Here is a 20,800-nt window from a genome sequence, read left to right on the forward strand (position 1 = left end):
TTAATTAAAACCCAAATTCAGAAAAGCCGTCGCCGCCCAACAAGGACGGGCGCTCGATCGCTTCGTAGGAAATATCTTCGTCCGGCTCATGGCGCAGCTCGATAATATAATGAAAATCGTCAAGCGTATATTCCGTATGGCGAACAAAAATGTCCGGATGTTCCACGACTTTCGTCGCCTCAAGGCGCATCAGTTCGCGAACGAGCTGCCAGTGCTGCTCATTCGCCCGGCGCGTCGAGACGATGCCATCAATGATGAAAATGTTGTCCTCGCTATATTCATCCTCCATCAGCTGGGTGCGGATCGTCTGTTTGATCAGCGTCGATGATACAAACAGCCATCGCTTATTGGCGCACACGCTGGCGGCGACGATCGACTCCGTCTTGCCGACGCGCGGCATTCCGCGAATGCCGACAAGCTTATGCCCTTTTTCTTTAAACAGTTCCGCCATAAAATCGACAAGCAGCCCGAGTTCGTCGCGGACAAAGCGGAACGTTTTTTTATCGTCGGCATCGCGCTGGATGTAACGGCCATGGCGGACGGCCAGACGGTCAAGCAGCTTCGGTTGGCGCAGCTTCGTCACCGTGATGTTGTCCATCGTCCGCAAAATTGTTGACAGCCGTTCAATTTGCTCGTTGTTGTCGCAAAGAAGCAGCATGCCGCGGCGTGAATCCCGGACGCCGTTGATCGTCACGATGTTGATCGACAACATGCCAAGCAGCGATGCAACGTCACCTAACAGCCCCGGGCGGTTGACATGAATTTCGTACTCTAAATACCATTCCTGCTTGCCCATCCCGTCTCCTCCCTTGTCGGTGTCCGCACGAACGCCTTATGCTAAGTTCATACTACTATAATCGCAAACGGAAAAGCAACCGAAAAGGGGAAAGAAAAAAGAGAGGGATTCCCCTCTCTAACGATTGTTATTTTTGTTGGACAAGCTTCACCATCATGTTGGCAAGAACGTGTTGTTCCTTTTCATCGGCCACTTTCCAAAGATCGGCCAGCACCCGTTCCTCCGGATTTTTCGGATCGACGTTTCTTGCCAAGTAGTCCCCGATTTGATAGGCTACGTCCGAGATCACTTGCTGGGTCAACCCTTGTTGTTGCGCTTGTTGGAGCCGATCGGACAAAAAGTCTTTCCATTGTTCAAAGTTATCCAATACCGACATATGCATTCCCTCCTTGATGAACGTTTCAAGGATAGTTTGCCTGCCCGAACAGAAAATATACGTTTAGCAATGCCAACCGCCGTTGACAGAAATGACTTGGCCGGTGATGTAGGAAGCCGCGTCGGATAAAAGAAACGCCACCGTTTTCGCCACTTCTTCAGGCGTGCCGAGCCGACCGGCCGGGATTTCGTCAGCCAGCGCTTCAAGCTCCTCAGCGCTGAACGCTCGCAGCATATCGGTAGCAATCGCCCCAGGCGCGACCGCGTTGACGCGGATGCCGCTCGGTGCAAGCTCTTTAGCGAGCGCTTTGGCGAACGCATTCTGCCCGCCTTTTGTCATCGAATACACCGCTTCACACGATGCACCGCAAAGCCCCCAAATCGACGAAATAAACACAATATGGCCACGCTTTCTCGAGATCATCGGCGGCAGCAGTTTTTTCACGAGCTGCGCCGGACTCGTCACATGGAGACGCACCATCCGCTCGATCAGTTCATCATTCATATCGGTCAGCAATCCGTAATAGCTCGCCCCGCTGTTATAAATGATGGCGTCCACCGGGCGGTCGATTTGCGAAAGAAGCTCCTCGACTCCGCCAGGCGCGGACAAGTCGGCTTCAAGCAGGACGACGTGCGTGTCTGCAAGCTCTTTTTGTAACGTTTCGACCGGCACCCGCCGCCGATAGTAATGAAGCAGCAGCCCGTAGCCGGCTTTGGCCAGCTCGCGGGCGATGCTTTGCCCGATGCCGCCGGAAGCGCCAGTGATTAATGCGTAATTCATCAGACGTTCTCCCCTTCCTTTTGCCGCAAAAAAGCATCCTTCTCATGAAGGATGCCGTCATTGTCCTTTTGGCACAACTTCACAAACAGCGATTTGCGAGTCGCGGAAGCACGAGTCGGCGACAGCAGCAATATCGTCAAGCGCAAGTGACGAGAGCGCCGGCAAAATGTCAAACAAGCTGGCGCCGTAAAAAGCGTAGCGCGTAAACTGGTTGGCGATGTATTCCGGCGAGTTGAGCGCGCGCAAAAAGGCGCCCATTTTTTTCTTTTTCACCCGCTCGAGCTCATCTTTTTGCACTGCATCGGCTGAAAACGACCGCAGCACCTCCTGCACCTCTGCCGCAAGCCGTTCCGCATCTCTCGTGTCGCCGCCGACAAGGGCAAAGCCAAATTCGCGCTCTTCCGTATAGTCGTACATAAACGTATCGTCAATCAACCCTTCACGGTACAGCCGTTCGTAATGCGGCGAGCTTTTGCCGAACAAGTAATCGAGCAGCACGTGAAACGCGAGCTCATGGCGAAGCTTTTGGCCGCCGGCATTCGGTACGGACGGCGCTTTAATGCCGACAAAACATTTATTCGTCTGCACATGCATCGGAATGACTTTTTTCTTTTCCGCCACGCCGCTTGGTTCTTCGTACACAAACCGCTTCACCTCCGGCGCTTGCGGGAACGACTTCTTCGCCTGGTTGTCGCGGATTTGCTGCATCATTTTTTGTTCATCGACCGGGCCGACAACAAACAACAACATGTTGCTCGGGTGATAAAACGTTTCGTAACATTCATACAGCAGTTCTTTTGTAATCTCGGCGATCGATTCGATCGTGCCGGCGATGTCAATTTTGACCGGATGGTGATGGTACATGCTTTCGATGGCGCCGAAGTAAACGCGCCAATCCGGGTTGTCGTCGTACATGCGAATTTCCTGGCCGATGATGCCTTTTTCTTTTTCGACCGTCTTGTCGGAAAAATACGGCGTTTGCACAAAATCCATCAACGTCTCCAAGTTTTTCTCGACGTTGTCGGTGCTCGAAAACAAATAGGCGGTGCGGGTGAACGTCGTAAAGGCGTTCGCCGAAGCGCCTTGTTTGCTGAACTGTTGAAACACGTCGCCGTCCTCTTTTTCAAACAGCTTATGTTCTAAAAAATGGGCGATGCCGTCCGGGACGCGTTTCATTTCCGTTTTTCCAAGCGGGACGAACTGGTTGTCAACCGAACCGTAGTTCGTCGTAAACGTCGCATACGTTTTATGAAACCCTTTTTTCGGCAAAATGTAGACATCAAGGCCATTGTCCATTTTTTCATAAAACAGCGCTTCTTGCAGCGTTTCATACACCCGTTTTTCCATCTTCCGTCGCCCCCTCCATTCCGGTCAGAAAGTACACCGTATCGAGCGCCACCTTTTCGGCGACGCGCACGACATCCTCGCGCGTCACGCCGTCTGTGCCGGCAAGCCATTCGTCTAACGGGCGTTTCCGCGTTGAGACGACGTTATGGTACAGCACCTCGACAAGCCCGCGCGGCGTATCGAGCGTCTCAAGCAGCTGGTTGCGGATGACCGCTTTTGTTTGCGCCATTTCTTCATCCGTAAAATCGCCGTTTTTCATCGCCTGCATTTGTTCATCAATGATGCGGCGCGCCTTCTCGTAATTGGCCGGCTCAATGCCGGACATGACGAGCAAAAGCCCTTTATGGCTTTCAAGCCGGGATGCGGCATAATAGGCGAGGCTCGCCTTCTCGCGCACATTGATAAACAACTTCGAATGGGAAAACCCGCCGAAAATGCCGTTAAACAGCTGCAAGGCGTAATAATCGCCATCCTCGTACGTCACGTTTGTGCGGTAGCCGATGTTCAGTTTCCCTTGCTTGACATCTTGCCGCTCGATGACTTCATTCGCTTCCCCTCGTGCTTTTGCCGGAGCGAGCGGCGCGCGCGCCGACGGCGGACGGTCAGGGAGAGAAAAGCGCTGCTTTACGGCAGCGAGCACGGTCTCCTCATCGACATCGCCGATGACATACAAGTCAAGCTCATCTTCGGCTAGCGCCTGTTCGTAATAGCGGTGCAGCTGTTCGGCCGTGATGGCGTCAACATCCCCAAGCTCGCCGTTTGGCGAGAGGGCGTACGGCTCGCCTTTGCACATCTCTTGCACGAGGCGCATGCTCGCATAGCGCATTTTATCATCATATACCGCTTGAATGCGCTGGCTTAGCGCCCGCTTTTCCCGGGCGACGATGTCTTCAACAAACCGGCCGCCTTCAAGCGCCGGGCGGAACAAGAGATCGGCGAGCAGTTGAAGCGCTTTCTCTAGAAGCGGCGTTTGCTCCGGCAAAAACCGCTCGTTCGCCACATCAATGCGGATCGTCATAATATGGTCTTCGCCTTTTTTCGTTAAATCGACGTTCAGCGTCGCGCCGTACAGCTCATCCAGGTAAGTGCGCAGCGCCTTGACGCTCGGGTAATCAGCCGTGCCGCTTTGCAAGACGTACGGAAGCAGCGCGCGCAGCGTCACCGTCTCCCTAGCGAGCGGCGCTTTCATTTTCCAGACGAGTGTATTCGTTTTGTACTTATCGGTCGAAATCGTATGGACACGAACCGGTCCGACCGCCGTTACTTTTTCGTCGACCAATCAAACTCCTCCTTCTCCTTCATAAAGTGGACGGTATGCTTATTGTGAGATGTCTTATCAACAATATACCTTTTGCCAAGCGGAAAATGCAAATAAATCCATCGCTCCTCTCCGCCGGACCAACAAAAAAGCGGCTGCCCGTTTTTGTTCGGACAGCCTGCCTGCTTATCGTTTTCCTTTCACATATGGCGTGCCGGCCGCTTTCGGCGCTTCGGCACGGCCGATAAAGCCGGCGAGCGCTAAAATCGTGAGCACATAAGGGGCAATCAGCAAATACACCGTCGGAACGTTTTCTAAAAACGGAATTGTTTGTCCAACGATGCTTAAACTTTGCGCCAATCCGAAAAACAGCGCCGCCCCCATCGCACCAATCGGATGCCATTTGCCAAAAATCATCGCCGCGAGCGCCATAAATCCGTGCCCGGAAATCGTTGCATGGCTGAAGTCGCGGGAGATGATCGTGGCATACACCGCACCGCCTAGGCCGCCGAGCGCTCCGCTGATCATGACGGCGATATAGCGCATTTGGGCGACGTTAATCCCCATCGTATCGGCCGCCATCGGATGTTCGCCAACGGCGCGCAGCCGAAGGCCAAACGGAGTTTTATAAATGACATACCAAGACACGAACGCCAAAATAATCGCGATATACGACGGCGCGTACGCATTGGAAAACAGCAGCGGGCCAATGACCGGAATATCGCTTAACACCGGCACGTCAATTTTGTCAAATCCGACTTGAATTTGATCTGTTTGCCCTTTGCCGTACATTTTTTTCACCAAAAACAGCGACAAGCCGAGGGCCAAAAAGTTGATCGCCACCCCGCTGACGACTTGATCGGCGCGAAACGTCACCGATGCGACCGCATGGAGCAAAGAAAACAATGCGCCGACCACGATGGCTGCCACCAAGGCGAGCCATGGCGTCAACGGGCCGAGCTGGTCGGCAAACGTTAGATTAAAAACAACGCCGATAAACGCACCGATGATCATCAGCCCTTCAAGCCCGATGTTGACAACGCCGGACCGTTCGCTAAACACGCCGCCAAGCGCGGTGAAAATAAGGGGAGCAGCAAAGAAAATCGCTGTCGGGATAATCGTTTGCAATACGTCATACACGTTCACTTACTCCGCCCCCTTTTGCCAACGAGATAACAGCCAGCGAATCATATAGCTGGATGCGACAAAGAAAATAATAAGCGCGATAATAATATCGACGAGTTCCGTTGGCACGCCGGCGCCCGAGGGCATCTCAAGCGACCCGACTTTCAAGGCGCCGAACAGCAACGCGGAAAGCAAAATGCCAAACGCGTTGTTGCTGCCAATTAAGGCAACAGCAATGCCGTCAAACCCAAGGCCGGTAAACCCGGCTTTCGTCGAAATGTTGCCGAACGTGCCGAGCCCTTCCATCGCCCCGGCCACGCCGGCAAAGGCGCCGGAGATGACCATGGCTAAAATGATGTTGGCGCGCACGTTCATGCCGGCATATTGTGAGGCATGCTGGTTGAATCCGACCGCCCGCAGCTCAAATCCTTTCGTCGTTCGTTCAAGCAAAAACCACATGACAAACGCGGCGGCAATGGCGATCAAAATGCCGTAGTGCATCGTCGAGTGGTACGTGATGGACTCCAAAAATTCCGATTGGAGCGAGGCGCTTTCCTTGACCGGGTCGGACTTGAACCCTTCATCCGACAGCACGGAACGGATGATGGCGTTCGTTACGTGCAAAGCGATATAGTTCATCATAATCGTAATAATGACTTCATGCACTTTTACGTACGCCTTTAATACGCCCGGAAGCAATCCCCATAGCGCCCCAGCTAAAGCGGCGGCCAAAATAGCAAGCGGCAAATGGATGATCTTCGGCAAGTCGAAAGATACGCCGACCCAAACGGCGGCCAGCCAGCCGACGATGAGCTGACCCTCAACCCCGATGTTGAACAAGCCGGTGCGAAAAGCAAAGGCTACCGCCAGCCCCGTTAAAATGTAAGGCGTCGTCTGGCGGATCGTTTCCCCGATGTAATACGCATCACCAAACGCCCCATATATGAGGGAGCCAAAACCGGCGACCGGATTGTAGCCGCTTGCGAGCATGACGACCGAGCCGGCGATCATGCCGAGCAAAACGGCCAACAATGGAATCAAAAATTGCTGGAGACGATTCGACCTCATGACGACACACCTGCTTCCTTCCGTTTGCTTCCAGCCATCAGCAGTCCGAGTTCTTGTTCCGTCGTTTCTTTCGGATCAACGATGGCGACAATTTTCCCTTCATAAATCACGGCGATCCGGTCGCTGACGTTCATGACCTCATCAAGCTCAAACGAAACGAGCAACACCGCTTTCCCCCGGTCGCGCTGCTCGATGAGCCGCTTATGGATGAACTCAATCGCTCCGACATCAAGCCCCCTTGTCGGCTGGGCAGCAATCAACAAGTCCGGATTGCGGTCGACTTCGCGGCCGATGATCGCTTTTTGCTGGTTGCCGCCGGATAGCGCCCGCGCTTTCGTATATTCGTCCGGCGTGCGTACGTCAAACTCGCGGATGAGCTGACGGGCTTTTTCGTAAATCGCTTGAAAGTTTAAGATGCCCAGTTTCGAATATGGCGGCTTATAGTACGTTTGCAGCACCATGTTTTCGCCGATCGGAAAATCAAGCACAAGCCCGTGCTTATGCCGGTCTTGCGGAATATGGCCGACGCCGGCTTCAATGATTTGGCGCGGCGGCAAGTTCGTAATCTCTTGGCCGTTCAGCTTAATGGTTCCTGATTCCGCCTTAATCAGGCCGGTTAGCGCTTCAATCAGCTCGGTTTGCCCGTTGCCGTCGACCCCGGCGATGCCGACGATCTCACCGGCGCGCACCGTCAAGTTCAAGCCGTTGACCGCGGTGACCCCGCGGGCGTCTTTGACGACTAAGTTTTCGATTTCGAGCACCGGCGTTCCCGGTTCGGCCGGCCGTTTTTCGGCCGTAAACTGCACCTCGCGGCCGACCATGAGCGCCGCCAGTTCGTTCGGATTCGTTTCGGCAACATTAAGCGTTGCGATTCCTTTGCCGCGGCGGATGACGGTGACTCGATCGCACACTTCCATAATTTCTTTGAGCTTGTGCGTAATTAAAATGATCGATTTTCCTTCGCGGACAAGCGTGCGCATAATTTCGATGAGCTCGCGGATTTCCTGCGGCGTTAAGACGGCTGTCGGTTCGTCAAAAATCAAAATGTCAGCGCCGCGATAGAGCGTCTTTAAAATTTCGACGCGCTGCTGCATGCCGACGGAAATATCGGCGATTTTCGCTGTTGGGTCAACCGCCAGTCCATACCGCTCCGACAGTTCGCGCACTTCTTGTTCAGCCCGCTTCATGTCGATCGTTCCCGTCCTTGTCGGCTCGCTGCCTAAAATGATGTTTTCCGTCACTGTAAACGTATCGACGAGCATAAAGTGCTGGTGCACCATCCCGATGCCAAGGTCGTTGGCGACATTCGGGTCGGTGATGCGCACCGGCTTCCCTTTGACGCGGATTTCCCCGCCATCCGGCTGATAGAGGCCAAACAGCACGTTCATCAGCGTCGATTTGCCGGCGCCGTTTTCGCCAAGGAGGGCATGAATTTCCCCTTTTTTCACCTGCAGCGTAATGTTGTCATTGGCGACGAACGTGCCGAACACTTTGCGAATATTGAGCATTTCAATTACATATTCCAAGCCATTCACTCCCTACTTCAGCAAGGTCAAAATCACAAAATGAGAGGCGGCAGCATTTAGATAGATACAACAAAAAAGCGTATCATATCGTTGCGGAACAAATCGCTCCCTATATATAGGCCGCCCTTCATTTCGTGATTTTGAAAAAGGCTAGCGGCGCGCACTAGCCTTTTTCCACTTTCCTTATTTCACCGTTGCGGCAAATTGTTCGTATTCTTTCCGGTTCGTCGGCACTTTCACTTCACCATTAACGATTTTTTCCTTCCATTCGTCAACCGCCTTTAGCACATTGTCCGGGATGTTGTCTTGCGTCGGAGCAATGCCGACCCCGTTTTCTGGCAAGCCGTACTCAATCGTTTGGCCGCCTGGGAAGTCGCCTGCTTGCGCCCGTTTGGCAACGTCGTAAACGGCCACATCGACCCGTTTCACCATCGAGGTGAGCGTCACGTTGTACGTTTTGTCGCCGATTTTCACTTCGCCTTCCGGAGCTTGGTCTTTATCGACGCCAATGACCCAAATTTCGCGGTTCGGATCTTTCTTCTTCAAATCTTTCGCTTCCGAGAAGACACCGTTTCCAGTCCCGCCGGCCGCGTGATAGATAATATCAATGCCGGAAGCGTACATGCTCGAGGCGATCGCTTTCCCTTTATCCGCTTGGTCGAAGGCACCGGCGTATTGCACTTCGACGGTCGCTTTCGGGTTGACCGCTTTGACGCCGGCCCGGAATCCGCTTTCGAACTTCTCAATCAACGGAATTTCCATCCCGCCGACAAAGCCAATTTTATTCGTTTTCGTCATCAATCCGGCAACAACACCGACAAGAAACGACCCTTCGTGCTCTTTAAACGTGATGCTGGCAACATTCGGCGCATCAACGACCGTATCAACAATGGCAAAATGTTTTTTCGGATTTTGCTCGGCGACTTCTTTCACCGCATCGCCCATCAAATAGCCGATGCCGTAAATCAAATCAAAGTCGCTGCGCACGAGTTTGTTTAAGTTCGTCACATAGTCGGCATCGCTGGCGGACTGCAAGTAGTCATAGCCGCCGCGCCCTTTCTCAAGGCCGTTGTCTTTGCCGAACTTTTGCAGCCCTTCCCAAGCTGACTGATTGAACGATCTGTCGTCAACGCCGCCTACGTCCGTGACCATAGCAACGCTGAACGTATCTTCCTTATTGCCCCCTGCATTGCCGCCTCCTTGGCCGCCGCAGGCAGAAAGCAGCGTACCCGCAGCGAACAAAACGGAGAGCGCCCATCCGAATCGCTTTTTCATTATCCATTACCCCCTACTTGAAAAATTTGTTCCTAATTAGTATGAAACTTCCGCTCTCTTTCTATGTACCGATTTCACCCCCTTAAAAACCGAATCGTTTCCGCATGACGTGGAAGATGAACTTGTCGGAGCGGAAGTAGTTCGTTGAGTAAAAAATCGGCTCATCGTTTTTATCGAAATGCATTTGTTTGAGCACGAGCAAGGCCGTTTCCGGGTCACATTGCAAAATCGGCGACACTTTTTCGTGATAGCCGAGCGGCTCAATGCGCGCGATGGCATAGGCAATATCGCGGTGCGCCTGATTGTGCAAGTTTTCAAACAGCGACTCATGCTCATACGAAATGCCTTTCGGCAAATATTTGCACAAAATTTTATCAAGGCAATAGACGACCGGCTCTCCATCGGCGGTGCGCACCCGCTCGATCAGCAAAATCTCATCGTCCGGGCGGCATTGAAAGCGGCGCATATCGTCTTCCGTCGGCTGCTGAATGGAGGAAGACAAAAAAATCGTCCCCGGCTTGCGTCCGGCTTGGCGGATCATGTCGGTGACGCTTGTGAGCTGCTCAATGCCGGACGTAAACAGCGGACGGGCATTGACAAACGTTCCGACGCCATGGCGGCGGATGATGATGTTTTCCTCCTCAAGCACCCGAAGCGCCTCCCGCAACGTCGCTCGGCTGACCCCGAGCTGCTTGGCGAGCTCAAACTCAGATGGCAACTTTTGCCGTTCTTTGTATACTCCGGTTTCAATATTGTGTTTAATCCGGTCGATGACTTGCAGGTAAAGATGGCGGCTGTCTGATTTGATTGACATGACAACGTCCTCCACGTTCTGCATTTCCCCTGAGATCAGACCTCTGACATTAGACATATAACCTTTTTGAGATTACTATATCATTTTTTACCGGTCAAATAAATAGGGTCAATCAAATTTTGTCGAAAAAAAAGAAATAGGATTGGCAACGCTTCCAATATGATATACCGTTGGGCAGGCAGGTGAAATGAGCCTGCCTGCTTCTCCGTTTATGACGTCTTTTTTAAATCTTCTTTTGACCAAAGCACGGCGCGCGGCTTGCTCCCCTCATACGGGCCGACGACGCCGCGCTCCTCCATGGCGTCGATGAGCCGGGCGGCGCGGTTGTAGCCGATGCGGAAGCGGCGCTGCAGCATCGAAACGGAGGCGCTTTGCATTTCGACGACAAGGCGGACAGCTTCCTCGTACAGATCATCTTCGAGTGCCGGGGAGCTCGCCTCCCCCTCTTGGACGATCATTTCCTCATAGTATTGTGCCTGCTGCTGGCCGATGACAAACTGAACGACTTCCTCCACCTCTTGGTCGGATACAAACGCCCCTTGGACGCGCACCGGCTTTGAGGCCCCCATCGGCAAAAACAGCATGTCGCCGCGGCCGAGCAGTTTCTCCGCCCCGCCCATATCCAAAATGGTGCGCGAATCGATCTGCGATGAGACGCTAAAGGCGATGCGCGACGGGATGTTCGCCTTAATGACGCCGGTAATGACGTCGACAGACGGGCGCTGGGTGGCGATGATTAAATGGATGCCCGCGGCGCGCGCCATTTGCGCCAAGCGCGTGATCGCTTCTTCGACATCCGACGACGCCACCATCATTAAATCAGCGAGCTCATCGATGATGACGACGATGTACGGCAGGAGCGGCTGCTGTTCCGGCACCGTTTCATTCTGTTGGCGGATATGTTCGTTATACCCTTCAATGTTGCGCGTGCCGGTATGGGAAAACAGCTCATAGCGCCGCTCCATTTCTTGGACGACTTTTTTCAGCGCCTGGGCCGCTTTTTTCGCATCGGTGACGACCGGTGTCAACAAATGGGGAATGCCGTTATACACGCTTAACTCGACCATTTTCGGGTCGATCATCATCAGCTTGACTTCATGTGGCTTCGTGCGCATGAGCAGGCTGACGATAATGCCGTTAATGCAGACGCTTTTGCCGCTGCCGGTGGCGCCGGCGATCAATAAGTGCGGCATTTTGTTCAATTCAGCGGCAACGACTTCCCCGGAAATGTCGCGCCCCAGCGGGATTAAGAGCTTTGCCTCGGATCGTGTATGTTCGACGGCCTCAAGCACTTCGCGCAGCGATACGGTGGCGATTTCTTCATTCGGCACTTCAATGCCGATCGCCGACTTGCCGGGAATCGGCGCTTCAATGCGAATGTCTTTCGCCGCTAGGGCGAGCGCCAGATCGTCGCTTAAGCTGACGATTTTGCTCACCTTCACCCCGACGTCCGGGTAGACTTCGTATTTCGTCACCGCCGGGCCGAGATGCACTTGCGTCACTTTCGCTTTGACGCCAAAGCTTTGGAACGTTTTCTCTAACTTGCGCGCATTGGCGTAAATGTTGGCATGGTCGGCCGATTGCCCAGCCGGTTTCGGCAGGCGGAGGAGCTCAAGCGGCGGCAAATCGTAGTTTGTGTTTTCGTGCTCGGAAAACGCCAGCGGCGGCGCATCCCCGCTCCCGCCATCGCCGCCTTCAGCCGGCGGCTGCCTCTCTTCCTCGAGTTCGACCGTCGACCGGACGGCGGCAAAATCGGATATGATCGGCGGCGGGGAAAGGAGCTCGTTCTCCGGTTCGGCGGCGCCGGCTTCAGCAGGCTCATCTTCCGGCTGGACGGCCACCCGCCGCGAACGCCGGTTTCGTCTGGCATTCGTCCGCCGTTTTCGTCCTGCCAGCCATTGCTTCAAATCCCCGACAAACGCCAGCCATTCTTGGCGTATAAAGGCCGCCGCCAAGACGACGAGTCTGCCGGCCGTCTCGCGCAGCGATTTTCCGGTCAGCACGATAAAGCCGACGACGAACAAAAGAAAACAAATCCATTTCGTCCCAAGCGCATCAAATAGCTGGTAGCTGGCGGCAAACAGCAACGCGCCAACCATCCCGCCGCCTAAATCAGCAGCGGACGCCTTGCCGTTCGCCTCGTTCCAAAACAGCGCCCATGTCGTGCGAATGACGCTTGGGTCAAGTTCACCGCGCCGCGACATGAGTTCAAACAGCTTCCCATGGCTTAACAGCAAGAGCGCCGCCGCGATGACCGAAGCGCCGACAAACGGGCGGCTTGCCCATGACGGCCACTCCCGTTTCCACATTAGGATGAACGATAAAATGAATAAACCGCCCACTAATAGCATGTACCATTCGCCGAAAAAAAAGCGGCTGATCAGCACAAGCGTTTCTCCGACGAGCCCGAGGCGGGCCATCGCCACGACGGCAACGGCCAGCAGCCCAAGGCCGATCAGTTCAAAGCGAATCGCCTCCGTCCACAACGGCTTCTTTGGCGGCTTTCCCTTTTTTTGTCGCTTTCGTTTCGCCATAATTGCTCACTCCAGCATGAATGAATTGGCAAGCCGGAAAAAAGCAGCCAACAATGGCTGCTTTTTTCTGTTTCCCTATTATTATATCATGAACGGCCGAATAATTCATTACGATGTTGCCGCGGAAATCGGAAACCGCGCCCCGGGTGCATAGTTGGCGTTTAAAAAGTGGTACGGGTTTGTGCTTAAATTTTGCACGATTTCATATTCACCCGTTTCCGTCATTTGGACAAGAAACGGAATGCCGTCGTAATACACCCTTTTTTGCTTTTCATAGACGGCCGCATCGACCGGGAACAGCAAGTGTTCGGGCATGATTGTATATAAAATCATTGGATCATCTTCCCTTCGCCGCCTTTTTTCATCTCGATCAATTGCCGCAGCTTCGCCATCGCCTGCGACACGCCGCCGACTTCATCGATCAGTCCGTATCGGACGGCGTCAGGACCAACAACGTTCGTGCCGATATCACGCGTTAAATTTCCTTTTGAAAACATGAGCTCTTTAAATTTTTCTTCGCTAATATTGGAATGCTTCGTCACAAAACGGACGACGCGCTCTTGCATTTTATCCAAATACTCAAACGTTTGCGGCACGCCGATGACAAGCCCGGTTAAACGGATCGGATGAATCGTCATCGTCGCCGTCTCGGTGATGAACGAATAGCTGCACGACACGGCGATCGGCACGCCGATCGAATGGCCGCCGCCGAGCACGACAGAAACGGTCGGTTTCGAGAGCGAAGCGAGCATTTCCGCGATGGCGAGCCCGGCCTCGACATCGCCGCCGACCGTGTTTAAAATGACGAGCAGCCCTTCGATTTTCGGATTTTGCTCAATGGCGACGATTTGTGGAATGACATGTTCATATTTCGTCGCCTTATTTTGCGGCGGCAGCTGAATATGGCCTTCGATTTGGCCGACGATCGTCAAACAGTGGATGTTCGTATCCGGCTCCATTTGCGGGACGTTCGTTTGCCCGAGCTGGGTAATGGCTGCGGTCGCTTCTTCCGTTTTCGTTTCTGCTTTTTCTCCCGTCTCTTCCTGGAAGTAACGCTCCTTCTCCATCCATTTCTTCTCCTTTCTGTTGGTCATACGTTTAGTATGGCCGAAAGGAAAAAGAAAAATGCCGGCAACGGCTGACCGTTTCCAGCATTTCCCCGTGGACTTTGAGCATGATTGCATTATACTTCCATAATAATGGGCAAAATCATCGGTTTTCGCTTTGTCTTCTCAAATAAAAACTGGCTTAGCGCTTCGCGAATGTTTGCCTTTAATGACGACCATTCAAGCATGTACGACTCAAGGCAACGCTTGATGATCGCCGCCACCATTTGTTCCGCTTCCTCAAGCAGCGTTTCGGACTCGCGCATGTACACGAAGCCGCGCGAAATGATTTCCGGGCCGGCCGCAATCGTTTTCGCTTCTTTGTTGAGCGTGACGACCGCGATCAAAATGCCGTCCTGCGACAATAGGCGCCGGTCGCGCAACACGATGTTGCCGACGTCGCCGATGCCAAGGCCGTCGATTAAAATGTTGCCGTACGGCACTTTGCCGCCAGGGCGGGCGGTGCCGCCGCGGAATTCGATCACTTCGCCTTTATCGAGCAAAAATGTCCGCTCTTCCGAGATGCCGACCGCTTTCGCCAGGCGAGCGTGCGCCTTTTGCATCCGATACTCCCCGTGCACCGGAATGAAATATTTCGGCTTCATTAAATTGAGCATCAACTTTAATTCTTCTTGGCAACCGTGCCCGGACACGTGCACTTGCCGGTCGCGGTAAATGACGTTCGCCCCGGCGCGGTACAGGGCGTCAATCGTTTTGGCGAATCCGAGCTCATAGCCCGGCATGACGGAAGCGGCGACGATGACGGTATCCCCTTCCTTGATGTTCACTTGCTTGTTCGCCTGCCGCGCCATGCGCCAAAGCGCGCTCATCGGCTCTCCGTGCCCGCCGGTTGTCAAAATGACGAGCTCTTGATCGCCATAGCGGTCGAGGTCATGAGCGGAAATCGTCACCTTATCCGGAAGATGCAAATACCCGAGGCGGACGGCAATGTCCATCACTTTATGCAGCGTTTTGCCGATCACCGCCACTTTGCGCCCGTACTGATGGGCAGCATAAAGCACTTGCTGGATGCGCGTAATGTTCGAGGCATAGCAGGCGACAAACACCCGCCCCTTCGCATGGCCGATCACATCGGCGATCTCATGGGCGACAGCTGCATCGGAGCCGCTGTATCCGGGGCGCTCAGCGTTCGTGCTGTCCGACAGCAAGCATAGCACCCCTTGCTCGCCGATTTGCGCCATTTTCCCCAAGTCAGCGCGGTTGTTGCCGTACGGTGTTTGGTCAAATTTAAAATCGCTCGTGTACACAATCGCCCCTTGCGATGTATGCAAGCTGATGCCGACAGAATCGGGGATGCTGTGAATCGTGCGGAAAAACGTCGCTTTCGCCTTGTCAAACGACAGTTCGGCGTCGGGGTGAATTTCGTTCAGGTTGGCGTTCGTGACACCTTGCTCTTTTAAAATGGCTTCCACCAAACCGAGCGTCAGCTTCGTGCCGTATACCGGCGCGGACAGCTGCTTGAGCACGTAGGCGATCGCCCCCATATGTTCCTCATGCCCGTGGGTGAGAAAGATCGCCCGGATGCGATGCTGCCGTTCAATTAAATAGGTAATATCCGGAATCACTTTGTCGATGCCAAGCATTTCATCTTCCGGATACATGACCCCGGCGTCGAGGACGAAAATGTCCTCGTCCAATTCGACGACATACATGTTTTTGCCGATTTCTCCGACTCCCCCAAGGGCAAAAATACGTATTTTCTCTACCGGTTTTATTTTTGATTTCAAGGCTGCGTCCTCCCAATCATGATGCTAACCCGCTCAAAGTCACTTGCTTTTATTATAACGAATCGGCGCTGAAAAACACAAGATTGTTCCTAAGCAGGGAGACGATTTTGCGGCGAAGAAAAAAACGCCCCAACGCGCAAACAGCAGCGTTGGGGGATGCGTCGGTGTTGATGTTATGACAAAGCGCTGAGCAAACGGCTGAGTTCGCCCCGTTCTTGCTCAGTGAGCGGAACGAGCGGAAGGCGCACCGGACCGACATCCAATCCGCGCAATTGCAGCGCGGTTTTCACCGGCACCGGGCTTGGCGCCGCAAACAGCCCTTTCATCAGCGGCAGCCATTTCCGGTGCAGCGCCGCCGCCTCCTTGTGATCACCCGCTTGGAAGACGCGGATCATTTGCTGCATTTCGTTGCCGATAATGTGCGAAGCGACCGAGACGACGCCGGCGCCGCCGATCGCCAATACCGGAAGCGTCAAGCTGTCATCACCGCTATACAACAAGAAATCGTCGGGGGTCCGCTCAATGATTTCCGCCATCGCATCCAAGTTGCCGCCCGCCTCTTTGACGGCGACGATGTTTGGAATCGCCGCGAGCCGGATGACGGTCTCAGGGGCGAGATTGACTGACGTGCGCCCCGGCACGTTATACAGCATGACCGGCAGCGGCGTGCTTTCGGCGATCGCTTTAAAATGCTGGTACAGCCCTTCCTGGTTTGGTTTGTTGTAATACGGCGCAACGAGCATGACGGCGTCAACGCCTGCTTCTTCCGCCCGCTTCGTCAGTTCGATCGACGCGCGCGTATCGTTCGTTCCCGTTCCGGCAATGACCGGCGCCCGGCCGTTGACGACAGAAACGACATGACGGAACAACGCGACTTTTTCCTCCGCCGTTAAGGTCGGCGATTCGCCGGTCGTGCCGGCGACAACGAGCGCATCCGTGCCGCTGTCGAGCAAATAGTTGACAAGCTCCGTCGTTTTTGCTAAATCAAGGTTTCCTTTCTGGTCAAATGGTGTCACCATCGCCGTTACGATGTTTCCGAACTGAACCACTGTTTTCACTCCTCGTTCCAAATCGCTTCGTATCCGCCCGCCTCCGCCTCGGACAGACAAAAGGCGTCGTGCAGGGCGTTAACCGCTTTTTCCATATCGTCCTGCCTCACTAGCACCCAAATCGTCGTATGGCTGTCGGCCGATTGCAAAATTTGAATGCCTTGCTCCGATAAAGCGGTGACAATTTTCGCCGTCACCCCCGGCACGCCGGCAATGCCGGCGCCGACGACCGACACTTTGGCGCAGCGGGGCGTCACCACCGGCTCATAACCGACGCGGCGCAAAGCGGCAATCGCTTTTTCCGTCATGTCGCCGCTTACTGTGTAAACGACGCCGTATGGCGAAATGTTGATAAAGTCGACGCTGATCCCTTCGTGGGCCATCGCTTGGAACACATCAGATTGCAGTTCATAGTGCCCCTCTTTCGCCAGCACCTTGATTTGCGTGACGTCGGCGACATACGTAATGCCGGTGACGAGCCGCTCTTTCACATCGCTTCCTTTTTGACCCCGAACCGATGAAGTGACAAGCGTTCCGGGCGCATCGGAATACGTCGAACGGACGCGCAACGGCACTTTCGCTTGCATGGCGATTTCCACCGCGCGCGGATGAATGACTTTCGCTCCTTGGTACGCCATATTGCAAATTTCCGTGTAAGTGACGACTTCAAGCGGCCGGGCGCTTTCGACGATGCGCGGGTCGGCGGTCATGACGCCGGCGACATCGGTGAAAATATCGACCCACTCGGCGTTTAAAGCAGCACCGAGCGCCGCCGCCGATGTATCGCTTCCGCCGCGGCCAAGCGTCGTGATGTCGCCGTTTTCCGCCACCCCTTGAAAGCCGGCGACGACGATGACATCGTATTGCTCGAGCGCCTCAAGCAGCCGGTCGCAGCGCATTTCGAGAATTTTCGCGTTCGTATGGTCGCCGTTCGTGCGGAATCCCGCTTGCGCGCCAGTGAACGCCGTCGCCTTAATGCCGTGTTCGTTCAGCAAGTTGCTAAATACGACGCTTGAAATGATTTCCCCGCACGCCATTAATAGATCTTGTTCGCGCTTCGTCACATGATGGCCGGCGCCGCCGATCAAGCTAAGAAGCGTATCGGTCGCGTACGGATCGCCATAGCGGCCCATGGCCGAGACAACAACGACGACTTTGTAGCCGTCTTCAAGCGCTTTTTCAATATGGCGGCGCGCCAAGTTCCGCCCGCGCTCATCGCGGACGGACGTGCCGCCGAACTTTTGGACAATGATTTTCATGCTAACACCTCGATGCTTATTCAAATCAGCCCGAGCTTCAATAAACTTTCTGCAATTTGCACCGAGTTGGAGGCTGCTCCTTTTAATAAGTTGTCAGCAACGATCCATAGATGGAAGCCGCGGCGATTGTCCAGGTCGCGGCGAATGCGGCCGACAAAGACGTCATACTTTCCGACGCAATCCGCCGGCATCGGATACAGCTGCTCGTTCGGGTCATCTTGCAAAACGACGCCCGGCGCTTCGCGAAGCACCGCCTGCAGATCGGCAGCGGTGACGCCGTCTCGTTCAATTTCGATGTACACCGATTCCGAGTGACCGCTCGCCACCGGGATGCGTACGCACGTCGCCGCGACGTTCAGCTCGGGCATATGCATAATTTTTTTCGTTTCATTAATCATTTTCATCTCTTCAAATGTAAAGCCATTGTCTTGGAACTTATCGATTTGCGGGATGGCGTTGAACGCGATTTGGTAATGTTTCCGATCCGATTTCACCGGCAAAATGTTGGCCTCAACCGGCTTGTTTTCGAGCACAGCCTTCGTCTGCGCACGCAGCTCTTCGATAGCCTGCGCCCCAGCCCCGGAAACAGCTTGGTACGTTGAAACGATGACGCGCTCTAAACCAAACGCCTTCCGGATCGGCTCCAACGCCACGACCATTTGGATCGTCGAGCAGTTCGGATTGGCGATAATGCCGTTATGCCACGTCAAGTCGCTTTCATTCACTTCCGGGACGACAAGCGGCACATTTTCTTCCATCCGAAACGCGCTCGTATTGTCGATGACGATCGCCCCGCGCCGAACCGCTTCCGGTGCCAATGCCTTCGATACCGCCCCGCCGGCGCTGAACAAGGCGATGTCCACCCCATCAAAACGCTCGGGCGCCGCCGCTTGCACTTCAATTTCCTCGCCGCGGAAACGCATTTTTTTGCCTGCCGAACGTTCCGATGATAACAGCGTTAATGTTCCGACCGGAAAGTTCCGGTCTTCGAGCGTCCGCACCATTTGTTGCCCGACTGCCCCCGTTGCTCCGACGACAGCAACATGATATTGTTTTTGAGCCATCACCCATTCTCCTTCCACATCGTCACTCTTAGAAGTGAATTCATAGTCTTTATTTTATCACATTCCGCTGCGGACGAGAGAAAATTTTTCTACGCGGCGCCGATTTTCCGCGATGGCCTTTAATCATTGTAACGGAAGCGCTCGATCACGACCGGCTGCAGCTGTTTCCCCTCAAGGGCGGCGAGCACCGTATCGCGGAGGAGCGGCATGCGCGCTACCATCGAGTTCGGTTTCGCGTGCGGAGCGTCTTGGCCGAACGGAATGAAATAAATGTTTTTTGCCGCCATCAGCCGCATCAAGTTGACGCCGTTTAAACCGAGCGCATCGTTTGTCGAGATGCCGAGCACGACCGGGCGGTGGTTGCGCATCGTCGCCTTGGCGGCCATAAGCACCGGGGAATCGGTCATGGCATTCGCCAGCTTGCTCATCGAATTGCCGGTCAGCGGGGCGATAACCATGCAATCGAGCGGAATTTTCGGCCCGAGCGGTTCGGCCTTGACAATCGTGTCAATCACCTCGTTCCCGGTCAATTGCTCGAGTTTTTTCACCCACTCTTCCCCTTCGCCAAACCGGGTGTTTGTCGTCTTCACCGTGTACGTGACGATTGGCAGCACCTCCGCCCCTTCATTGACGAGTTTTTCAATTTCCGGGAACACGGCGTCATACGTGCAGTGCGACCCGGTGAGGCCAAAGCCGATCCGTTTCCCTTTTAAGCTGTTTCCGCTCATCGCTTATTCTCCTCCCGTTTTTGTAAATCTTGATATAACAGTTGCGCAAGGACGTTGGCGATAATTTGCCCGGCCGTTTTCGGCGCCACTACCCCCGGCAGCCCGGGCGCCAAGATCGCTTTGACTCCGCGCTTTTCGGCGTAGCGGAAGTCGGTGCCGCCCGGCTTTGATGCCAAATCGATGATCAGCGTATGGGCCGGCATTTTGGCGATGACGCTCGCTGTCACGATCAAATGGGGCACGGTGTTAATGCAGACGTCAATATCGCGCACTTCTTTTTCCAAATCGTTCAAATGAAACGGCACGAGCCCCATTTCTGTAATGCGCGCGAGATGCTCCGACCGGCGCGCCCCGACTTTCACTTTCGCCCCTAGGGCGGCAAACGTCCGGGCAACGGTCATGCCGACGCGTCCTAACCCGAGGACGGCAACGTGCGAGCCGTGAATCGTAAAATCGGTATGCTGAATGACCATCATGATCGTTCCTTCGGCGGTCGGAATGGAGTTGTAAATGGCGACATCGTCGCGCTCAAACAGCTGGATATATTTGCGCCCGGTTTTTTTCATCAGTTCGTCTAAATACGAGTTGCTGATGCCGGAGTAAATTGTGCACCGTTTCGCTGTCTTTTGCACCATCTCTTCCGTAAACGGAATCGGCTCGTGGGAAAAGACGCTGTTTACCTTTCCGTCCAACGTCGTACCGTGAACCGGCAAAATAATCGCATCCAAGTCGGCCAAATCGACTTCGTCGATCGGCAGCTTCACCGCCCCGGTAAAATGGTGGGCGAGCTGATCAAAACCGACGAGCGATAACTTCGCATCGAGTTCGACGAGTTTGCGAATGACTTCAAGCTGCCGCGCATCGCCGCCGATGATGGCGACATGCATTCCTGTCAGCATCATGTTGTACGCTCACCTTCTTTATTGGCAAACTGCTCCGTTTCTTTT

The 20,800-nt window shown here is 54.2% G+C and carries 19 protein-coding genes; all 19 read right to left on the bottom strand.

Translation table 11 applies throughout. The features are described 5' to 3' along the window. Window positions 1–4 precede the first annotated feature (4 nt). The gene (locus tag IC803_RS10735) at window positions 5–796 is read right to left on the bottom strand and encodes a DUF3388 domain-containing protein (protein WP_081206934.1); all 792 of its coding nucleotides are present in this window, start codon (window positions 794–796) and stop codon (window positions 5–7) included. A 127-nt stretch (window positions 797–923) separates the two neighbouring features. Beyond that, window positions 924–1,172 carry a DUF3243 domain-containing protein gene (locus IC803_RS10740; protein ID WP_081206933.1) on the bottom strand — a complete coding sequence of 83 codons (249 nt, stop codon included), beginning with the start codon at window positions 1,170–1,172 and terminating at the stop codon, window positions 924–926. Window positions 1,173–1,235: 63 nt separating this feature from the next. Beyond that, window positions 1,236–1,952 (bottom strand): elongation factor P 5-aminopentanone reductase, encoded by a 717-nt coding sequence (gene ymfI / locus IC803_RS10745; protein ID WP_081206932.1) that lies wholly within the window; start codon window positions 1,950–1,952, stop codon window positions 1,236–1,238. Window positions 1,953–2,009: 57 nt separating this feature from the next. Next, the gene (gene yfmH / locus IC803_RS10750) at window positions 2,010–3,299 is read right to left on the bottom strand and encodes an EF-P 5-aminopentanol modification-associated protein YfmH (protein WP_081206931.1); all 1,290 of its coding nucleotides are present in this window, start codon (window positions 3,297–3,299) and stop codon (window positions 2,010–2,012) included. Next, window positions 3,280–4,578, bottom strand: a complete 1,299-nt coding sequence (gene yfmF / locus IC803_RS10755; RefSeq protein ID WP_081206930.1) for an EF-P 5-aminopentanol modification-associated protein YfmF — start codon at window positions 4,576–4,578, stop codon at window positions 3,280–3,282. The genes yfmH and yfmF overlap by 20 nt, the downstream gene beginning before the upstream one ends. 165 nt (window positions 4,579–4,743) lie before the next feature. Beyond that, window positions 4,744–5,703, bottom strand: coding sequence for an ABC transporter permease (locus tag IC803_RS10760; protein WP_081206929.1), 960 nt, complete (start codon window positions 5,701–5,703; stop codon window positions 4,744–4,746). Beyond that, on the bottom strand, window positions 5,704–6,750 hold the full coding sequence (locus tag IC803_RS10765; RefSeq protein WP_081206928.1) for an ABC transporter permease: 1,047 nt from the start codon (window positions 6,748–6,750) through the stop codon (window positions 5,704–5,706). After that, window positions 6,747–8,276: an ABC transporter ATP-binding protein gene (locus IC803_RS10770; protein ID WP_081206927.1), complete on the bottom strand. Its 1,530-nt coding sequence runs from the start codon at window positions 8,274–8,276 to the stop codon at window positions 6,747–6,749. The genes IC803_RS10765 and IC803_RS10770 overlap by 4 nt, the downstream gene beginning before the upstream one ends. 183 nt (window positions 8,277–8,459) lie before the next feature. Beyond that, a complete protein-coding gene (locus tag IC803_RS10775) occupies window positions 8,460–9,551 on the bottom strand; it encodes a BMP family lipoprotein (RefSeq protein ID WP_081206926.1) in 1,092 nt (363 codons plus the stop codon). A gap of 82 nt (window positions 9,552–9,633) precedes the next feature. Further along, entirely contained in the window at window positions 9,634–10,365 is a 732-nt protein-coding gene (locus IC803_RS10780) for a GntR family transcriptional regulator (RefSeq protein ID WP_081206925.1), read from the bottom strand. Between the two features lie 209 nt (window positions 10,366–10,574). Beyond that, on the bottom strand, window positions 10,575–12,899 hold the full coding sequence (locus tag IC803_RS10785; protein ID WP_081206924.1) for an FtsK/SpoIIIE family DNA translocase: 2,325 nt from the start codon (window positions 12,897–12,899) through the stop codon (window positions 10,575–10,577). Between the two features lie 108 nt (window positions 12,900–13,007). Beyond that, on the bottom strand, window positions 13,008–13,232 hold the full coding sequence (locus IC803_RS10790; RefSeq protein ID WP_081206922.1) for a YlzJ-like family protein: 225 nt from the start codon (window positions 13,230–13,232) through the stop codon (window positions 13,008–13,010). Further along, window positions 13,229–13,966 carry a ClpP family protease gene (locus tag IC803_RS10795; RefSeq protein WP_081206921.1) on the bottom strand — a complete coding sequence of 246 codons (738 nt, stop codon included), beginning with the start codon at window positions 13,964–13,966 and terminating at the stop codon, window positions 13,229–13,231. The genes IC803_RS10790 and IC803_RS10795 overlap by 4 nt, the downstream gene beginning before the upstream one ends. Before the next feature lie 116 nt (window positions 13,967–14,082). Then, window positions 14,083–15,753, bottom strand: coding sequence for a ribonuclease J (locus IC803_RS10800; protein ID WP_081206920.1), 1,671 nt, complete (start codon window positions 15,751–15,753; stop codon window positions 14,083–14,085). 173 nt (window positions 15,754–15,926) lie between these two features. Further along, on the bottom strand, window positions 15,927–16,802 hold the full coding sequence (gene dapA, locus IC803_RS10805; RefSeq protein ID WP_081206919.1) for a 4-hydroxy-tetrahydrodipicolinate synthase: 876 nt from the start codon (window positions 16,800–16,802) through the stop codon (window positions 15,927–15,929). Between the two features lie 5 nt (window positions 16,803–16,807). Next, window positions 16,808–18,061: an aspartate kinase gene (dapG, locus tag IC803_RS10810; protein ID WP_081206918.1), complete on the bottom strand. Its 1,254-nt coding sequence runs from the start codon at window positions 18,059–18,061 to the stop codon at window positions 16,808–16,810. A 20-nt stretch (window positions 18,062–18,081) separates the two neighbouring features. Further along, the gene (gene asd / locus IC803_RS10815) at window positions 18,082–19,125 is read right to left on the bottom strand and encodes an aspartate-semialdehyde dehydrogenase (protein ID WP_081206917.1); all 1,044 of its coding nucleotides are present in this window, start codon (window positions 19,123–19,125) and stop codon (window positions 18,082–18,084) included. 119 nt (window positions 19,126–19,244) lie between these two features. Then, on the bottom strand, window positions 19,245–19,853 hold the full coding sequence (locus IC803_RS10820; protein ID WP_020959399.1) for a dipicolinate synthase subunit B: 609 nt from the start codon (window positions 19,851–19,853) through the stop codon (window positions 19,245–19,247). Next, window positions 19,850–20,755 (bottom strand): dipicolinic acid synthetase subunit A, encoded by a 906-nt coding sequence (gene dpaA / locus IC803_RS10825; protein ID WP_020959398.1) that lies wholly within the window; start codon window positions 20,753–20,755, stop codon window positions 19,850–19,852. Before dpaA ends, IC803_RS10820 begins: the two co-directional genes overlap by 4 nt. Window positions 20,756–20,800 lie beyond the last annotated feature (45 nt).

Origin of the sequence: Geobacillus sp. 46C-IIa (assembly GCF_014679505.1) — a bacterium.
Lineage (GTDB): Bacteria > Bacillota > Bacilli > Bacillales > Anoxybacillaceae > Geobacillus.